Annotated in this window: 14 protein-coding genes; 10 read left to right on the top strand and 4 right to left on the bottom strand. The window is 74.4% G+C overall.

Annotated features, from left to right (window positions below; translation table 11 throughout):
• Window positions 1-6: 6 nt before the first annotated feature.
• The 3 genes from EEW87_RS01295 (at window position 7) to EEW87_RS01285 (ending at window position 1,899) form a co-directional block, all read left to right on the top strand.
• Window positions 7-360: an ArsR/SmtB family transcription factor gene (locus EEW87_RS01295; protein ID WP_123090974.1), complete on the top strand. Its 354-nt coding sequence runs from the start codon at window positions 7-9 to the stop codon at window positions 358-360.
• Window positions 357-857 (top strand): SRPBCC family protein, encoded by a 501-nt coding sequence (locus EEW87_RS01290; protein ID WP_123090975.1) that lies wholly within the window; start codon window positions 357-359, stop codon window positions 855-857. The genes EEW87_RS01295 and EEW87_RS01290 overlap by 4 nt, the downstream gene beginning before the upstream one ends.
• A 151-nt stretch (window positions 858-1,008) precedes the next feature.
• The gene (locus EEW87_RS01285; protein ID WP_123090976.1) at window positions 1,009-1,899 is read left to right on the top strand and encodes a homocysteine S-methyltransferase family protein; all 891 of its coding nucleotides are present in this window, start codon (window positions 1,009-1,011) and stop codon (window positions 1,897-1,899) included.
• A gap of 176 nt (window positions 1,900-2,075) precedes the next feature.
• Here the strand turns inward: EEW87_RS01285 and EEW87_RS01280 are convergent, their stop codons facing one another.
• Window positions 2,076-3,230 (bottom strand): acyl-CoA dehydrogenase family protein, encoded by a 1,155-nt coding sequence (locus tag EEW87_RS01280; RefSeq protein ID WP_123090977.1) that lies wholly within the window; start codon window positions 3,228-3,230, stop codon window positions 2,076-2,078.
• 90 nt (window positions 3,231-3,320) lie between these two features.
• On the opposite strand from EEW87_RS01280, the gene EEW87_RS01275 reads away from it, so the two are divergent.
• The 3 genes from EEW87_RS01275 (at window position 3,321) to EEW87_RS01265 (ending at window position 6,241) form a co-directional block, all read left to right on the top strand.
• On the top strand, window positions 3,321-3,935 hold the full coding sequence (locus tag EEW87_RS01275) for a TetR/AcrR family transcriptional regulator (protein WP_224766963.1): 615 nt from the start codon (window positions 3,321-3,323) through the stop codon (window positions 3,933-3,935).
• 46 nt (window positions 3,936-3,981) lie between these two features.
• Window positions 3,982-4,623: a hypothetical protein gene (locus tag EEW87_RS01270; RefSeq protein WP_123090979.1), complete on the top strand. Its 642-nt coding sequence runs from the start codon at window positions 3,982-3,984 to the stop codon at window positions 4,621-4,623.
• Window positions 4,624-4,789: 166 nt separating this feature from the next.
• A complete protein-coding gene (locus tag EEW87_RS01265) occupies window positions 4,790-6,241 on the top strand; it encodes a PepSY-associated TM helix domain-containing protein (protein ID WP_123090980.1) in 1,452 nt (483 codons plus the stop codon).
• A gap of 113 nt (window positions 6,242-6,354) precedes the next feature.
• Here the strand turns inward: EEW87_RS01265 and EEW87_RS01260 are convergent, their stop codons facing one another.
• Window positions 6,355-6,786 carry a DUF1772 domain-containing protein gene (locus tag EEW87_RS01260; RefSeq protein ID WP_123090981.1) on the bottom strand — a complete coding sequence of 144 codons (432 nt, stop codon included), beginning with the start codon at window positions 6,784-6,786 and terminating at the stop codon, window positions 6,355-6,357.
• 101 nt (window positions 6,787-6,887) lie between these two features.
• Here EEW87_RS01260 and EEW87_RS01255 point away from each other — a divergent pair, with 101 nt between their 5' ends.
• Genes EEW87_RS01255 through EEW87_RS01245 form a run of 3 tightly spaced genes read left to right on the top strand, consistent with a single transcriptional unit; the run spans window position 6,888 to window position 12,664 of the window.
• A complete protein-coding gene (locus EEW87_RS01255; protein ID WP_148041522.1) occupies window positions 6,888-7,586 on the top strand; it encodes a hypothetical protein in 699 nt (232 codons plus the stop codon).
• Window positions 7,586-9,157, top strand: a complete 1,572-nt coding sequence (locus tag EEW87_RS01250) for a DNA polymerase Y family protein (protein ID WP_123090983.1) — start codon at window positions 7,586-7,588, stop codon at window positions 9,155-9,157. Before EEW87_RS01255 ends, EEW87_RS01250 begins: the two co-directional genes overlap by 1 nt.
• A 21-nt stretch (window positions 9,158-9,178) precedes the next feature.
• Complete coding sequence (locus tag EEW87_RS01245) at window positions 9,179-12,664, top strand: error-prone DNA polymerase (protein ID WP_123090984.1); 3,486 nt, start codon at window positions 9,179-9,181, stop codon at window positions 12,662-12,664.
• A gap of 36 nt (window positions 12,665-12,700) precedes the next feature.
• On the opposite strand, the gene EEW87_RS01240 is transcribed toward EEW87_RS01245, so the two are convergent.
• The gene (locus EEW87_RS01240) at window positions 12,701-14,077 is read right to left on the bottom strand and encodes an APC family permease (protein WP_123090985.1); all 1,377 of its coding nucleotides are present in this window, start codon (window positions 14,075-14,077) and stop codon (window positions 12,701-12,703) included.
• Between the two features lie 166 nt (window positions 14,078-14,243).
• Here EEW87_RS01240 and EEW87_RS01235 point away from each other — a divergent pair, with 166 nt between their 5' ends.
• Window positions 14,244-15,293: an SGNH/GDSL hydrolase family protein gene (locus EEW87_RS01235; protein ID WP_123090986.1), complete on the top strand. Its 1,050-nt coding sequence runs from the start codon at window positions 14,244-14,246 to the stop codon at window positions 15,291-15,293.
• 30 nt (window positions 15,294-15,323) lie between these two features.
• Here EEW87_RS01235 and EEW87_RS01230 read toward each other — a convergent pair whose 3' ends face one another.
• Complete coding sequence (locus EEW87_RS01230) at window positions 15,324-16,418, bottom strand: sugar diacid recognition domain-containing protein (RefSeq protein ID WP_123090987.1); 1,095 nt, start codon at window positions 16,416-16,418, stop codon at window positions 15,324-15,326.
• Window positions 16,419-16,457 lie beyond the last annotated feature (39 nt).

Below are 16,457 nucleotides of genomic sequence, written 5' to 3'. Positions count from 1 at the left end.
AAGCACATGGCAGACGAGCTGAGCACCACCTTCGCCGCCCTGGCCGACCCGACCCGGCGCGCGATCCTCACGCGCCTGGGCGACGGCGAGGCCACGGTGAGCGAGCTGGCGCAGCCCTTCGCCATGTCCCTGCCCGCCATCTCCAAGCATCTCTCGGTGCTCGAGCGGGCCGGGCTGATCTCGAAGACCCCCGACGCGCAGCGACGCCGCTGCCGCCTGGAGGCCACCCCGCTGCAGGACGCGACGACGTGGCTCGAGCTCTACCGGGAGCACTGGGAGCGACGGCTGGACGACCTCGGCGACTACCTCGCCACCATGAGCACGCCCTCGACGCAGGGCACCACCCAGGAGAAGCCATGAGCACTGCACCCCGAGGCGCCCGCGAGCGCGCCACCGTCACCACCGACGGCCCGGAGCTGGTCGTCACCCGCACCTTCGACGCCCCTGCCGATCTCGTCTTCGAGGTCATGACGACCCCCGAGCACGTGCGGCGGTGGTGGGGAGCCGGGCACGGCGAGGTCACCGTCTGCGAGATCGACCTGCGCGAGGGCGGGGCGTGGCACTTCGCCCAGCGCGCCGGCTCCTCGGGTGACGAGGTGTCCTTCTCCGGTCACTACCGCACGATCGAGCGACCGGGCCACCTCGTGCACACCGAGCGCTTCGACAACCTCGAGTCGCCCTACTCGCTCGTCGACACGACGTACACCGAGAGCGAGGGACGCACCCACCTGCGCGCGGTCATCACCTACGACTCCCCCGAGACCGTGCAGATGGTCGTCGAGTCGGGCATGGAGGGCGGCCTTCAGAGCTCCTACGACGCCGTCGACGACGTCCTCGCCGAGCTCGCCTCCCGCTAGCCCCTTCGATGGTCGAGGGACGAAGGCCCCCCAGGGCCTGAGCCTTGAGACCACCGCCGCGAAGGGGGACCGCTCCCGTCATGGGGGTGGCCCCCTTCGCCCGCCGAGCGGGACACTGCCTGGTCGGGGGGCCGACGGGGAGGGGATCGCCATGCAGCACGTCAGCGACGGGGGTCTGGAGACCGACCTCATCTACCACCACGGGGTGGACCTGCCGCACTTCGCGGCCTACGTGCTGCTGCGCGACGCGCACGGCCGCGACCTGCTCCGGCACTACTACGAGGGCTACGCGCAGGTCGCGGAGCGGCACGGCGTCGGGCTGCAGCTCGAGACGCCGACCTGGCGGGCGAGCAGCGACTGGGGCGACCTCCTCGGCGACGACGCCTCGGCCCTCGCCGCCGCCAACGCCGACGCGGTCGCCCTGCTGCGCGAGATCGGCGAGCAGTGGTCCGACCGCGTCCCGGCCGTGCGGGTCGTGGGGCAGCTCGGCCCGAGGGGCGACGGCTACCGGCCGGGGGCACGGGTCGACCCGGACGAGGCCGCGGAGTACCACCGCCCGCAGGTCGCGGCTCTCGCTGGGGCGGGCGCCGACCACGTCGAGGTGCTCACGCTCACCGACGTCGGCGAGGCCGTCGGCGTCGTGCGCGCGGCGCGCGACGTCGGGGTGCCCGTGTGGGTGGGCTGGACCGTCGAGGTCGACGGGCGCCTGCCCGGTGGGACGAGCCTGCAGGAGGCGGTCGAGGCCACCGACACCCAGGCCGCTCCGGACGCGTACATGGTCAACTGCGCCCACCCGCAGCACGTCGCCGCCGGGCTGAGCGGGCCGTGGGACCGCGTGCGTGGGCTCAAGGTCAACGCCTCCGAGCGCAGCCACGAGGAGCTCGACGCGATGACGAGCCTCGACCCCGGCGACCCGGCCGAGCTCGCCGCGGCCCACGTCGAGCTCGAGCGCTCGCTGCCGGCGCTCGAGGTCGTCGGGGGGTGCTGCGGCACCGACGCGACCCACGTCGGCGCGATCTGGGCCGCGCGGACCAGGGACTGACCCCCCTTCGCCGGTGATTCGAAGAAGGACCGTCACCTCGAGGTGACGGTCCTTCCTCGAATCAGGAGGCCTACCTCCCCTGCGCCCTCCTCAGAGCCCGAGTCGTTGCGGGCTCTTCGTCGACTCCGGCTCGGCCGCGGGCTCGTTCCTCGCCCACGACCTCCCCTGCGCCCTCCTCAGAGCCCGAGGTCGCGGCCGATGAGCTCCTTCATGATCTCGTTCGTGCCGGCCCAGATCTTGTGGACGCGGGCGTCGCGCCAGGCGCGGGCCACGCGGTACTCGGTCATGAAGCCGTACCCGCCGTGCAGCTGGACGCACTCGTCGAGCACGCCGCACTGGACCTCGGCGGCCCACCACTTGGCCTTCGCGGCGTCGACGGCGGTGAGACGGCCCTGCGCGTGCGCGGTGACGCAGTCGTCCACGTAGGCCTGCGTGACCTCGACCTTCGTCACGAGCTCGGCGATCTTGAACTTGTTGTGCTGGAAGGTGCCGATCGGCTGGCCGAAGGCCTTGCGCTCCTTCGTGTACGCGATCGTCTCGCGCAGGATCTGGTCGGCGCCGGCGATGTTGGCGATCGCGTTGCCGAGGCGCTCCTGCGGCAGCTTCTGCATCATCGCGACGAAGCCCATGCCCTCGGGGCCGAGGAGGCGGTCGGCGGGCACGCGCACGTCGTCGAAGAAGAGCTCGGAGGTGTCGGACTCGGGCTGACCGATCTTGTCCAGCGGGTTGCCCTTGGTGAAGCCCGCGTCGCCGGCCTCGAGGACGAAGAGCGAGATGCCCTTGGCCCCCTTCGTCGGGTCGGTCCGCGCGGCGACGACCGCGAGGTCGCACTGGTGGCCGTTGGTGATGAAGGTCTTGCTGCCGTTGATGACCCAGTCGCCCGAGCCGTCGTCGGCGCGCACGGCGGTCGTCTTCAGCGCGGCGAGGTCGGAGCCGCCGGAGGGCTCGGTCATGCCGATCGACAGGATCGTCTCGCCGGTGACGACCGTCGGCAGCCAGCGCTGCTTCTGCTCCTCGGTGCCGAGCGCGACGACGTACGGCGCGGTGATGTCGGAGTGGATGCCGAAGCACGACGCGGTCGCGGCGTTGAAGGCTGCGAGCTCCTCGGCGAGGACGGCGTTGAAGCGGTAGTCGTCGATGCCCGCGCCGCCGAACTCCTCGGGGATCGTCAGGCCGAAGAAGCCCTGCTTGCCCGCCTCGAGCCACACCTCGCGCGGGATCCGGTGCTCGCGGATCATCTCCTCCGCACGGGGGACGAGCGTTCGCTCGACGAACTCCTTGACGGAGGCGCGGAAGGACTCGTGGTCCTCGTCGTAGATGTTGCGGGGCATGCCTGATGGCCTCTCGCTCGCGGTGGTCGGGACGCGCCCAGCATGGCTAAGCGCTTGCTTAGCGTAGGCGTCGCCGGGCATGCTGGGCAAGTGACGAGCACCTCATCCGCGACGCCGTCGAGCGAGTCGCCCACCGTGTCCCGCCTCTACGAGGCGGCGGCAGATGCCTTCGGCGCGAAGGGGTTCCACGCGACGACGACCCGAGACATCGCCTCTCGGGCCGGGCTGTCCCCCGCGGGCGTGTACGTCCACTTCGCCTCGAAGGAGGACCTGCTCTTCCAGCTCTCCCGCGAGGGGCACACCGTCGCCCGCGACGCGCTGGCCCGCGCCGCCGCGCGCTCGAGCGCCCCGGCCGAGACGCTCCGCTCGATGATCGGCGCCTTCGCCCGCTGGCACGCCGAGCAGCACCAGGTGGCCCGGATCGTCCAGTACGAGTTCCGCCACCTCTCCCCCGAGCACCAGCACGAGGTGCTCACCCTGCGTCGTGAGATCGACGCGGTCGTGCGCGGGGTCGTCGACGAAGGGGTGGCCTCGGGCGACTTCGAGGTCGAGGACACCCACGCGGCCGCGCTCGCGCTGCTCTCGCTCGTCGTCGACGTCGCCCGCTGGTACCACCCGGGCGTGCAGCAGACCCCGGAGCAGATCGAGCAGACCTACGGCGCGCTCGCCCTCCGGCTCGTCGGCGCCTCGCCCCACCCGGGCTGATCGCGCCCGACCGGCGCGCCCGGCCCACCTCTGCCATCATCACCGCATGACCAGCCGGGGCGGCGCGATCGCGCGCGGGAGCGCGGCCGCCGCGCTCGCCACCGCGGTCGCCCTGTGCTCGCACGTCCTGGCCGGCGGCGCCGTGCCGCACGTGCTCGGGGTCGTCGTCCCGCTAGCCCTCGCCGTGCCCGCGTGCACCCTGCTCGCCCGGTGGCGCCCGGCCCTGCCGCGCCTGGGCTCCTCGGTGGCCGTGAGCCAGCTGCTCTTCCACACCCTCTTCTCGCTCGGCGCGGCCCCGGGCGGTGCCGGTCACCTCGAGCACGTGCGTCAGACCGGGCACCTCGGCCAGCTCGGGCTCACCGCCCAGGGCGAGGCCCTGCTGACGACGACCACGACCGGCGCGCACACGATGCCCTCGAGCTCGATGTGGCTCGCGCACCTCGTCGCGGCCGTCGTGACGACCGCGGCGCTGCACCGCGGCGAGGAGGTGTCGCGCCGGCTGCACGTGCTCGCCCTGGCGGTCGCGGCCTTCCTCGCCCCTCCCGCCCCGGTGCACCTCGCCCGACCTGGCACCGACGTGCGACCGGCCCCCGCGCCCCGCGCGCTGCCGACCGCCCGGCTCGTCGAGCTCGCGCAGGAGATCAGCCGCAGGGGCCCGCCGTCGGGCCTCGCCGACTCCTTCGCCTGACCCCCGCCTCCGGCGAGGGGTCGTCGGCGACACCTGCCGTGCCCAGCATGGACGGCCGGTCTCGCCACCCGCGCACCGCGACGGCCTCTCGTCGCGCGAGCGCTCCCCCTTCGTCATCGCGCCGACCCGGCAGCCCGGGCGGCGACGTACCAGGAAGCGACCCCCCATGTCGACGACCACGTCGAGCACGACCTCCCCCACCCCACCCCTGCCATCTGCCGCGCCACCCGGGCGCGACCGCCCCGCCCGCGGATGGCTGCCGCAGCTGCTCCTGCGGCTGCACTTCTACGCCGGGCTGCTCGTCGGCCCCTTCGTCCTCGTCGCCGCGCTCACCGGGGCGATCTACGCGCTGACGCCGAGCATCGAGCGCGTCGTCTACGCCGAGCAGCTGAGCACCGACGGCACCGGCGTGCACCGCCCCCTGTCCGAGCAGGTGGCGACGGCCCAGGCGTACACGGGCGGCGAGCGCGTCGCCGCCGTGCGCCCCGCCCCCGACGCCGGGTCGACGACGCGGGTGATGTTCGCCGCCCCCGGTCTCGGCGAGAGCGAGAGCCGGGCGATCTTCGTCGACCCGTACACGAACGCCGTGCGCGGCGACCTCACCGTCTACGGCACGAGCGGCGCGCTGCCCGTACGCACCTGGGTCGACCAGCTGCACCGCGGGCTCCACCTCGGCGAGCCCGGGCGGCTCTACAGCGAGCTCGCCGCCTCGTGGCTGTGGGTCGTCGCCCTCGCCGGTCTCGGCCTGTGGGTGCGCCGGCTGCGGCGCACCCGGCGGCTGCGCGAGATGCTCCTGCCCCCACGAGGACGGGCCGGCTACCGGCGCACCCGCGACCGGCACGCCGCGGTCGGCGCGTGGGTGCTCGTCGGGGCGCTCGGGCTCTCCGCGACGGGCATCACGTGGTCGCAGCTCGCCGGCGAGCGGGTCACCGACCTCCGGGCGCAGCTGGGCTGGTCAGCACCGGCCCTCGACACCGAGCTGTCGGGCGGGACGGCCGCGGCGGGTGCGCACCACGCGGGCCACCACGGCGACGGCGGGTCCGGTGAGGCCCCGCGCGTCGCACCGGTGAGCTTCGACACGGTCCTCGGGGCGGCCCGGCAGGCGGGCATCGACGCCGGCCAGGTCGAGGTCTCCGCCCCGGCGGCGGAGGGCAGCGCGTGGGTGGTCCGTGAGATCCGGGCCGCCTACCCCACCGAGGTCGACACCGTCGCCGTCGACGGCGACACCCTCGAGGTGACCGACCGGGTGACCTTCGCCGAGCACCCCTTCGTCGCCAAGCTCGCTCGCTGGGGCATCGACCTGCACATCGGCGCCCTCTTCGGCGTCGCCAACCAGGTGGCACTCTTTGTCCTCGCGTGCGGCATCGCGGCGAGCGTCGTGTGGGGCTACGCGATGTGGTGGCGACGGGGGACCACCCGGCCCGGACGGGTCGGCGGACGCGCCCCGGCGCGCGGCGCTCTCGCCCGGGCCCCGTGGTGGGGGCTCGCGGGCGTCGCGGCGGTGGCCCTCGTCGTCGGCCTGGCCCTGCCGCTCGTCGGGATCTCGCTGCTCGTCTTCGTGCTGATCGACGCCGGTCGGGGGCTGCTCGCCCGGCGACGAGAGGCCCGCACGACCTGACCAGACGCGGCGCCCGTCGCACGGCTCGGCCCGGTGAGCGCGGATCGCCGCTACGTCATCGGCGTGACGGCGATTCGTGCTCACTCGATGCGAGGGCCAGATGTGCCCGACGCTCAGGCGATGAGGAGGACCGCGCCGGCCACGGCGACGAGCGCACCGGCGGTGCGCACGTGGTCGGCGCGGGCCAGCCGGCGCAGCAGACGCGCACGCTCCTGCTCGTCGGCCCCCCGGCCCAGACGACCGTGGGTCGGGGCCGCGACGAGCGCCGTCGTGACGACCGCGACGAGCGTCCCGGCAGCCGCGAGCCAGCCCGCCGCGACGGCCGGGTGGGCGACGAGCTGCCACGCGACGACGAGGACGAGCGGCGGGTAGATCACGGCGACGACCGGGGTGATCCGGCGCGAGTGGGCGGCGTGGGCACCGGCCCACTGCTCGTGCCCGACCTCGACGAGCGCCGGGTAGACGACGCGGTCGACCGTCAGCTGGAAGCCGAGGTGCGCACCGGCGAGCAGCACGAGCCACGGGGTCGGCTCGAGCAGGCTCATCGGGGCGTCCGCGGGGGCATGGCTGGAGGCTATCCGGCCGCTCGGCGCACGGGGTGGACGCGAGGTTGACCACGCCAGTCGAACAGGTGTTCGATGACGTCATGCCCGAGATCGACATCGCCGCCCTGAGAGACCGGGTGCGTGCGATGGAGCGTACGACGAGCACCCGAGAGCCGCTCTCGCGCTCCGCGGTCGTCGACGCGCTCGTCCCCGGCGGGCTCGTCGCGGGCTGCACCTACGCGGTGCACGGCTCGCACACCCTGCTCCTCAGCCTCCTCGCCGGCGGCTCGGCGCAGGGCCGCTGGTGCGGGCTCGTCGGGCTGCCCGACCTCGGCGTCGAGTCGGCCCGCGGGCTGGGTCTCGACCTCGAGCGCACCCTCGCCGTGCCCTCCCCTGGCGAGACCTGGGTCGAGACGACCGCGACCCTCGTCGAGGCCCTCCCCCTCGTCGCCGTCCGCCCGCCGCACACGCCGTCGCGCGCTGACGTCACGCGGCTCTCCGCCCGGCTGCGCGCCCGCTCCGCCGCCCTCGTCGTCCTGCTCGACGACGCCCCCGGCGAGCAGACCCGGTGGCCCGGGGTCGAGGCGAGCGTGCGCGTGCTCTCGCAGTCGTGGACCGGTCTGGCCGACGGCCGCGGCCGGCTGCTCGGCCGCGAGCTCGTCGCCGAGGTCCGCCCGCGCAGCGCCCCCGTCCGTCAGGTGGCGCTCGTCCAGCGGCCCGACGGCCTCGTCGGCCTGCCGGGCGCGAGCGACGACGCCACGCGGCGCGACCGACGCGGGCTGCTCGAGGCGGCCAGCTGATGGCCCGCGCCGCCGTGCGCACCGGCACGACCGCGCTCGCCACCGGCGGCCGCCGGCTCGTCCTGTGGTGCCCCGACTGGCCGGTCCGCGCGGCCGTCTGGGACGCGGGCGAGGGCTCCCCCCTTCGCCTGAGCGAGCCGATCGGCCTCGTGGCGAAGGGGGAGATCCACGCCTGCTCCGCCGCGGCCCGCGGGCTCGGCGTGCGGCGCGGGCTGCGCGTGCGCGAGGCGCAGTCCCGCTGCCCCGAGCTGCTCACCCTCACCCACGACCCGGGCGCCGACGAGCGGCTCTTCGCCAGCCTGCTGCCCGACCTCGAGGAGGTCGTCGCCGGGGTCGAGGTCGTCCGTCCGGGCACGGCGACCCTCGTCGTCGACGGCCCGGCCCGCTTCCACGGCGGCGAGGTGCCGGTCGGGGCGCTGCTGTGCGAGCGGCTCGTCGGGCGCGGGGTCGAGGACGTGCGGGCCGGTGTCGCCGACACCGTCTTCGCCGCCGAGCAGGTCGCCCGCGTCACCGACGCCCAGGACTGCGCGGCGCTGCCCGGCGAGCAGACCGCCGACTTCCTCGCGCCGCTGCCCGTCACCGCCCTCGGCGAGCCCGATCTCGCCGACCTGTGGCGCCGTCTCGGGCTGCGCACCCTCGGCGACCTCGCCCTGCTCGACGAGGCCGACGTGCGGGCCCGCTTCGGCGAGCGCGGGGTGCGCTGCCACCGCACGGCGCGGGGTCTCGAGGACGCGACCTTCCTGCCCCGGCGGCCACCGGCGACCCATGAGGAGAGCGCGCACTTCGAGCACGCGCTGCGGCGCGCCGAGCAGGTCGTCACCGGTGCCGGCGCGGCCGCGCAGCGGCTCGTCGACTCCCTCGAGCGCGAGCACCTCGTGTGCACCGCGGTGTGGGTCGAGGTCGTCACCGACTCCGGGCGCACGCTCCAGCGACGCTGGGCCCATCCCCGGTTCTTCGACGCCGCGGCGCTGCTCGACCGGCTCGCGTGGACCCTCGACGCCGAGGCCCCCGGCGCCCCGGTGAGCGAGGTGCGTCTCGTGCCCGACGAGACCGCCGACGTCACCGCCGTCGCCGACGGGCTGTGGTCGGACCCGGCCGGCGAGCAGGTGCGCCAGGCCGCCTCGCGCATCCAGTCCGCCCTCGGGCACGACGCCGTCGGTCGGCCCGAGCCCGTCGGCGGGCGGGGGCCGGCCGAGCGGCAGCGGCTCGTCCCGTGGGGCGTGGCCGCGCCACGTGTCGACGACGCGCCCTGGCCCGGGCACCTGCCGGCGCCCGCGCCGGCGAGCGTCTACACCGCCCCCGCCCCCGCCGAGCTGCTCGACCGCGGCGGCCATCTCGTCGGTGTCACCGAGCGCGGGGCCGTGAGCGCCTCGCCCGCCACGGTCCGGGCGACCCCGGGCGGCCCGGCCCGTCCGGTCCAGGGGTGGGCCGGGCCCTGGCCCGCCGACGAGCGCTGGTGGGCGCCCGACGGGCGGCGCACCGCGCGCCTGCAGGTCGTCGACGTCACCGGTCAGGCCTGGCTGCTCCTGCACGCCGACGGGCAGTGGTGGACCGAGGCCCGGTATGACTGACATCTCGCCCGAGGTCTCCTGATGGGCTGGCACAACCCCCAGCAGAGCTGGTCGCAGCTCGAGCGGGTCCTCTCCGACACCCGGCTCACCCGCGAGGGCCTGCCGTGGCCCGACGGCGGCGACGCGCCGGGGTGGTCGCGCAAGCGCGAGGCGTACACCCCTCCCCCGCGCATCGACCGGCCCCGTCCCGGGTCGACCCGGCCGTACGCCGAGCTGCACGCGCACTCGCACTTCTCCTTCCTCGACGGCGCGAGCAGCCCCCAGGAGCTCGTCGAGGAGGCGGTGCGGCTCGGGCTCACGGGGCTGGCCGTCACCGACCACGACGGGCTCTACGGCGCGGTGCGCCTCGCCGAGGCCGCCGAGAGCCACGACCTCGGCACGGTCTTCGGCGCCGAGCTCTCCCTCGGGCTGCCCGAGCCGCAGGCCGGGGTCGCCGACCCCGTCGGCGAGCACCTCCTCCTCCTCGCCCGCGGGCCCGAGGGCTACCACCGCCTCTCCGCCACCCTGACGACCGGGCAGCTCGCCGGAGAGAAGGGCCGGCCCGTGCACGACCTGCGCCGGGTCGCCGACGAGCTGGCCGGTCATGTCGTCGTGCTCACCGGCTGTCGCAAGGGCGCGGTGCGCCGGGCCCTCGCCGGACCGGGCGGGGGCGGGTCCCCCGTCGGGCCCCTCGACCTCGACGCCGCCGAGCGGGCGCTGCGCGCCCAGCAGGAGACCTTCGGGCACGACGCCGTGCTCGTCGAGGTGAGCCATCGTGGGCTGCCCGGCGACGACCACCTCGCCGACGCCCTCGCCGAGGTCGCCCGTCGGGCCGGCGCCCCGGTCGTCGCGACGACGGGGGCGCACGTCGCCCGGCCCGACGCCGCCCGGCTCGCCCAGGTCGTCGCCGCGGTGCGCGCCCGGCGCAGCCTCGACGAGCTCGACGGCTGGATCGCCGGCACCGGCGCGGCCCACCTGCGCTCCGGCGAGGAGATGCACCGGCTGCTCGGGCACATCCCCGGCGCGGTCGAGCGCACCGTCGACGTCGCCGCCGAGTGCGCCTTCTCGTTGCGCCGGGCCACCCCGCGGCTGCCGCAGCACCACGTGCCCGAGGGCCACACGGCGATGTCGTGGCTGCGCGAGCTCGTCGCCCGGGGCATGCCGCGGCGCTACCCCCACGCGACCGCCGCCCACCACGAGCGGATCGAGCGCGAGCTCTCGGTCATCGAGACCAAGGACTTCGCCGGCTACTTCGTCATCGTCCACGACATCGCCGCCTTCGCCCGCGAGCAGGGGATCCTGCACCAGGGCCGCGGCTCGGCGGCCAACTCCGCGGTCTGCTACGCCCTGGGCATCACGGCGATCGACTCGATCTACTACGACCTGCCCTTCGAGCGCTTCCTCGCGACGACCCGCGACGAGGAGCCCGACATCGACCTCGACCTCGACTCCGACCGCCGCGAGGAGGTCATCCAGTGGGTCTACGCCCGCTACGGCCGGGTCAACGCCGCGCAGGTCGCCAACGTCATCACCTACCGCCCCCGCTCGGCGGTGCGCGACGTCGCCAAGGCGCTCGGCCACTCGACGGGCCAGCAGGACGCGTGGAGCAAGACCATCGACGGGTGGGGTGAGGTCCTCGACGGCCACCACGACATCCCCGCCCCCGTCGTCGAGCTCGCCGAGGAGCTGCTCGGCGCCCCCCGCCACCTCGGCATCCACTCCGGCGGCATGGTGCTCACCGAGCGACCGGTGAGCGAGGTCTGCCCGATCGAGCCGGCCCGGATGGAGGACCGCACCGTCCTGCAGTGGGACAAGGACGACTGCGCGTGGATGGGACTGGTGAAGTTCGACCTGCTCGGGCTGGGGATGCTCGGCTGCATCCAGCACACCTTCGACCACCTGCGTCACCACCTCGGCGAGCAGTGGAGCCTCGAGCGGATCACCAAGGAGGAGGCGGCCGTCTACGACATGCTGTGCCGCGCCGACTCCATCGGCGTCTTCCAGGTCGAGAGCCGGGCGCAGATCGGCACGCTCACCCGGCTGCTGCCGCGCCGCTTCTACGACCTCGTCGTCGAGATCGCGCTCATCCGGCCCGGCCCCATCCAGGGCGGCGCGATCCACCCCTACATCCGCCGGCGCACCGGTGCCGAGCCGGTCACCTACCTCCACCCGAAGCTCGTGCCGGTGCTCGAGCGCACGATGGGCGTCCCGCTCTTTCAGGAGCAGCTCATGCAGATGGCGGTCGCCGTCGGCGGGTGCACCGGTGACGACGCCGACCTGCTGCGCCGGGCGATGGGCTCCAAGCGGGGGGTCGAGAAGATCGCCAGCCTGCGCGAGCGGCTCTACGAGGGCATGGCCGCCAACGGCATCACCGGCGAGGTCGCCGACGACATCTACGCCAAGATCGAGGCCTTCGCGAACTTCGGCTTCGCCGAGAGCCACGCCCTGTCCTTCGGGCTGCTCGTCTACGCGAGCAGCTGGCTCAAGCTGCACTACCCCGCGGCCTTCCTCGCCGGGCTGCTGCGCAGCCAGCCGATGGGCTTCTACTCGCCGCAGACCCTCGTCGCCGACGCCCGCCGGCACGGCGTCGAGGTCGCCCGCCCGTGCCTGCTCGCCTCTTCGGTCCACGCCGATCTCGAGGCGGGCGGCGAGGTGCCCCGGTGGGCGGGTGAGGAGGACCTGCCAGGCGAAGGGGGACCCGCCCCTGCCGGCGGGTACGTCCGCCCGAGCGGGATGGAGAGCTGCCTCGAGCGCGAGCAGCCGGCGATCCCTCCCTTCGACCCCGACGCCCCCGAGCCCGGTGCGGCCCACCGGCGCGACGCCCACCTGCGGGTGCGGCTCGGGCTGAGCGACGTCACGGGCATCGACGTGCCGACGGCGGAGCGGGTCGTCGCCGAGCGCGAGGCGAACGGCCCCTTCGTCTCGCTCGTCGACCTCACCCGGCGGGTCGAGCTCACCGCGCCGCAGGTCGAGGCGCTGGCGACGGCCGGGGCCTTCGACGCGCTCGGGCTGACCCGTCGCCAGGCGCTGTGGGGCGCCGGGGCGGCGGCGCGCGAGCGGCCCGGCCAGCTCGAGGTCGTCACCCCCCACGTCGGGGCGCCGGAGCTGCCGGAGATGAGCGCGCGCGAGAGCACCGTCGCCGACCTGTGGTCGACGGGCATCGCGACGGGCGACCACCCGATCGCGCACGAGCGCGGCTTCCTCGACAGCATGGGGGTGCTCTCCGCGCAGGAGCTGCGCACCGCCGAGAGCGACCAGCGGGTCACGGTCGCCGGTCTCGTCACCCACCGTCAGCGGCCCGCGACCGCGCAGGGCGTGACCTTCCTCAGCCTCGAGGACGAGACGGGGATGATCAACGTCATCTGCTCGGTCGGGGTCTTCCGCCGCTACCGACCGCACTCGCGCACGGCCTCCGCGCTGCTCGTGCGCGGCACGCTCGAGCGGCGCTCCGGCGCGATCAACGTCGTCGCCGACCGGCTCGAGCGCCTGCCGGTCGCAGCAGCCACCCGGTCGCGGGACTTCCGCTGACCGGGTGGCCGGGTGATGCTCGGAGAGGGCCGGGCCCTAGACGCGGTCCTCCATGGTGCCCTCGGACGCGACCTCACGTTTGCGCGTGGCGCGGGCGACGAGGAAGAGCACGACGCCGACGACGAGGTAGCCGGCACCGACGAGCCAGACCGTCGACTCCATCTGGGTCAGCAGGAGCAGGCTGGCGAGCAGGGCGAGGACCGGCACGACGCTGGGGATGGTGAAGTGGTCGTGGTCGACCGAGTCCTTCTTCTTGAGGACGAGCACCGAGACGTTGGCCGAGATGAAGACGAGGACGAGCAGGAGCACCGTCGTGTCCGCGAGCTGGCTGACGTCGCCGATCATGCTCATGGCCATCGTCGCGCCGCCTACCACGAGGATCGCGACCCAGGGGGTGCGACGGCCCTCGAGCACCTTGCCGAAGACGCTCGGCAGCAGGCCCACCTCGGCGAGCCCGTAGGTCGCGCGGCTGGCCATGACCATGAAGAGCAGCGCGCCGTTGGTGATCGCGACGAGCGCGATCGCCGAGAACAGCCAGGACGGGACGCCGATGCCCGATGCCTTGACGACCTCGAGCAGCGGTCCGGTCGACTCCGCCATCGTCGTGGGGTCGACGACGATCGCCGCTCCGAGCGCGATGAGCAGGTAGACCGTGGCGGCGGTGAGGATCGCGCCGAAGAGGGCCCTCGGGTAGGCCCGGGTCGGCTCCTTGACCTCCTCGGCCATGTTGGCGGCGGCCTCGAAGCCGAGGAAGGAGAAGAAGGCGGTGATCGACGCCGCGAAGGCCCCGCTCAGCAGCGGCGTGTCCGAGGCCGGGGTGAGGATGCGGCTGGGGTCGCCGTCGCCGCTGCCGAAGACGATCGCCGCGAGCACGATGACGAGGACGAGCCCGGAGACCTCGATGCAGGTGAAGACGACGTTGGCCGACAGCGACTCGCGCACCCCGCGCAGGTTGACCGCGATGAGGACAGCGAGGAAGACCAGCCGCACCGGGATGGCGACCGACGAGGGCAGGCTCTCGTCGCCGAAGAACGAGGCGAGGTAGTCGCCGGCGAAGGCGTTGGCCAGCGCCGCCGACGTCGTGATGCCCGAGGACAGCATGAGGAAGCCGATGATGAAGGTGACGAAGGGCTTGTCGAAGGCCCGGTCGGCGTACCGCGAGGCTCCTCCGGCGTGGGGGTACTTCGTGATGAGCTCGGCGTACGTGCCGGCCGTGAGCAGCGCCAGCACGAGCGCGATGACGAGCGGGAGCCAGAGCATCCCGCCGACATCGGTGGCCATCGTGCCCACGAGCGTGTAGATGCCGGCACCGAGGGTGTCACCGACGATGAAGAAGAAGAGCAGCGTCGTCGTGATGCTGCGACTGAGCCTGGTGTCGTGCTCGGAGCTGTCCGGGGCTGTCGTCGTCGCCATCAGGCGAGCATGGCAGAGCGGAGCGCCCTGATCCGGGTCGCGAAGGGGGGTCGACGAGGTCACGGTATGGGGCCGGTCACGACTTCACCCGGACTTGGCAAGGGCTCGACCGCAGCCGCCGGGGCTGCCCTACGGTGCGACGGAACCCCGCGTCGAAGGAGATGCCGTGCGCCCTGTCCGTACCCTCGCCACGCTGGCCAGCCTCACCCTCGTGAGCACCCTGGCCGTCACCGACGCCGGGGCCGCGGCCACCGGTGGCTACGTCGCCCTCGGCGACTCCTACTCCTCGGGCACCGGCACGCGCGACTACCTCGCCGACGGCACGTCGTGCCAGCGCTCGGCCCGGGCCTACCCCTCGCTCATCGCCTCCGCACGCGGTCTCGACCTCAACTTCCGGGCCTGCTCGGGGGCGACGACGGCGGACGTCACGAGCACCCAGCTCTCCGCGCTCAGCACGACGACGAGCCGGGTGAGCATCTCCGTGGGCGGCAACGACGCGGGCTTCGCCGACGTGCTCACCGAGTGCGCTCTGCCGGCCTGGGCGAGCAGCTGCAACGCCGCGATCGACAAGGCGACGACCTTCATCAACGGCACCCTGCCCGGCCGGCTCAGCACGCTCTACGGCTCGATCCGCGCCAAGGCCCCCGACGCCACCGTCGTCGTCGTGGGCTACCCCCGGATCTTCATGGGCGAGGACTGCAACGCCCTCACGTGGTTCTCCCCCACCGAGCAGAGCCGCCTCAACGCGACCGCCGACCTGCTCAACTCGCGCATCCGCACGGCGGCGAGCGCGCGGGGCTTCGCCTTCGCCAACCCCACGAGCGCCTTCACCGGTCACGCCGTGTGCGACGACGTCGAGTGGCTCAACGGGCTCTCCAGCCCGATCAGCGAGAGCTACCACCCGAACGTCGCGGGCCACCGCAGCGGGTACACCCCGCTCGTCAGCACGCCGCTCACCGGCACGACGGTGCGCGCCACCAGCACGACCGTGCAGCGCGCCGACTCCCTCGCCGGCGAGCAGGCGCAGCGCCAGCGCGGCTATGCCGAGCAGGACCGCACGATCACCCCGAAGCGGATGCGGCTGCCCGACCTCGACTCGCCGAGGGTGCGCCGGGCCGCCGAGCGCGCCGGTGTCGACCTGGGCTCGCGGCGCAGCATCGACGCCGCCGACCGGACGTGGTCGGCGCGGCAGTCCGCAGCGCTCGTGCGCCGCTGACCGCTCCGGTACAGGTCGAGACCACGCCCCTCAGCTCGAGACGGGTCCCTCGTCGAGCAGCGGACCGAGGTAGAGCTGGAGCAGCGACGGCACGCGCCGCACGTCGAGCCCCGTGATCGTCTCCACGCGGGACAGCCGCAGGCGCAGGGTGTTGCGGTGCACGTGGAGGTCCGCCGCGCACCGGGCGACGTCGAGGTCGTGCGCGAGCCACGAGCGCACCGTGCGCTGCAGCTCGCCGTGGCGGTCCTGCTCGACGAGGCGTCGCCACGGCGCGGCGACACCCGCGCCGCGCCAGTCGCCCCGCAGCCCGACGAGCAGGGCGAGGAGGGCGAGGTCCTGGGGGTCGTAGCCCCCGCCCGGCAGGGTGGTCACCCGCAGGGACTCGTGCGCGGAGACGAAGGCGCGGTGCACCCCTTCGCCACCGCTGTGCTCCTCGCCCGTCACGACGGCGGTGCCCGGCAGCGCCCCGAGGGCCGCTACCGGTGACGGACCCGCCGGCCACCACACCGCGAGCTCCTGGTCACCGACGGCGCCGACCCGCGCCGCGCCCGCCTGCTCCGGGAGCAGACCGGCGACCCTGCGCTGGAGCGCCAGGAGGTCGACGTGGGCCTCGCCCGTGGGCCGCAGGACGGTGCACCTGCGGGGCAGGGCGAGGTCCCAGCCGAGCGTCTCGGCCATCTCGGTCGTCGCGTCCTCGTCGAGCAGGCCGCCCGCGGCCGCGACGAGGAAGTCCTCCCGCCGTCGCTCGCGCCACCGACCGACCTCGAGCGCCGCGGCCTGCTCGACCATCAGCTCGGCGGTGACGCGGATGAGGTCGCCGAGGACCTCGACCTCCTGGGGCGGCCCGGAGATGCCGACGACCCCGACGACGGCGCCGCGGTGGTGCAGGGGCAGGTTGACCCCCGGCTGCACCCCGCGGAGCAAGAGCTCGTGGACGTCGTCGATGACGACCGTGCGGTCCTGCTCGGCGGCGAGCAGCGCGCCCTCGTGCCGGGTGTGCACCCGGTCGGGCTGCCCGCTCGCGAGGATGACGCCCCGCTCGTCCATGACGTTGACGTTGCGGGCGACGACCGCCATCGTCCGCTCGACGATCCGGGCGGCGAGGGCCGCGGTCAGCGTGGTCACGAGGAGACGCTAGCCGTCTGGTGTGCAGATGCATCGCGA

Source organism: Janibacter melonis (assembly GCF_003721155.3).
Lineage (GTDB): Bacteria > Actinomycetota > Actinomycetes > Actinomycetales > Dermatophilaceae > Marihabitans > Marihabitans melonis.
This window is presented reverse-complemented; position numbering and strand designations above follow the sequence as displayed.

Excerpts from the sequence above, each read along its gene's own strand:
- EEW87_RS01260 (WP_123090981.1), bottom strand. The coding sequence starts at position 6,786 with ATGAGCCTGCTCGAGCCGACCCCGTGGCTCGTGCTGCTCGCCGGTGCG.
- EEW87_RS01250 (WP_123090983.1), top strand. The coding sequence starts at position 7,586 with ATGGCCCGCGCCGCCGTGCGCACCGGCACGACCGCGCTCGCCACCGGC.
- EEW87_RS01245 (WP_123090984.1), top strand. The coding sequence starts at position 9,179 with ATGGGCTGGCACAACCCCCAGCAGAGCTGGTCGCAGCTCGAGCGGGTC.
- EEW87_RS01285 (WP_123090976.1), top strand. The coding sequence starts at position 1,009 with ATGCAGCACGTCAGCGACGGGGGTCTGGAGACCGACCTCATCTACCAC.
- EEW87_RS01290 (WP_123090975.1), top strand. The coding sequence starts at position 357 with ATGAGCACTGCACCCCGAGGCGCCCGCGAGCGCGCCACCGTCACCACC.
- EEW87_RS01280 (WP_123090977.1), bottom strand. The coding sequence starts at position 3,230 with ATGCCCCGCAACATCTACGACGAGGACCACGAGTCCTTCCGCGCCTCC.
- EEW87_RS01270 (WP_123090979.1), top strand. The coding sequence starts at position 3,982 with ATGACCAGCCGGGGCGGCGCGATCGCGCGCGGGAGCGCGGCCGCCGCG.
- EEW87_RS01265 (WP_123090980.1), top strand. The coding sequence starts at position 4,790 with ATGTCGACGACCACGTCGAGCACGACCTCCCCCACCCCACCCCTGCCA.
- EEW87_RS01255 (WP_148041522.1), top strand. The coding sequence starts at position 6,888 with ATGCCCGAGATCGACATCGCCGCCCTGAGAGACCGGGTGCGTGCGATG.
- EEW87_RS01240 (WP_123090985.1), bottom strand. The coding sequence starts at position 14,077 with ATGGCGACGACGACAGCCCCGGACAGCTCCGAGCACGACACCAGGCTC.
- EEW87_RS01295 (WP_123090974.1), top strand. The coding sequence starts at position 7 with ATGGCAGACGAGCTGAGCACCACCTTCGCCGCCCTGGCCGACCCGACC.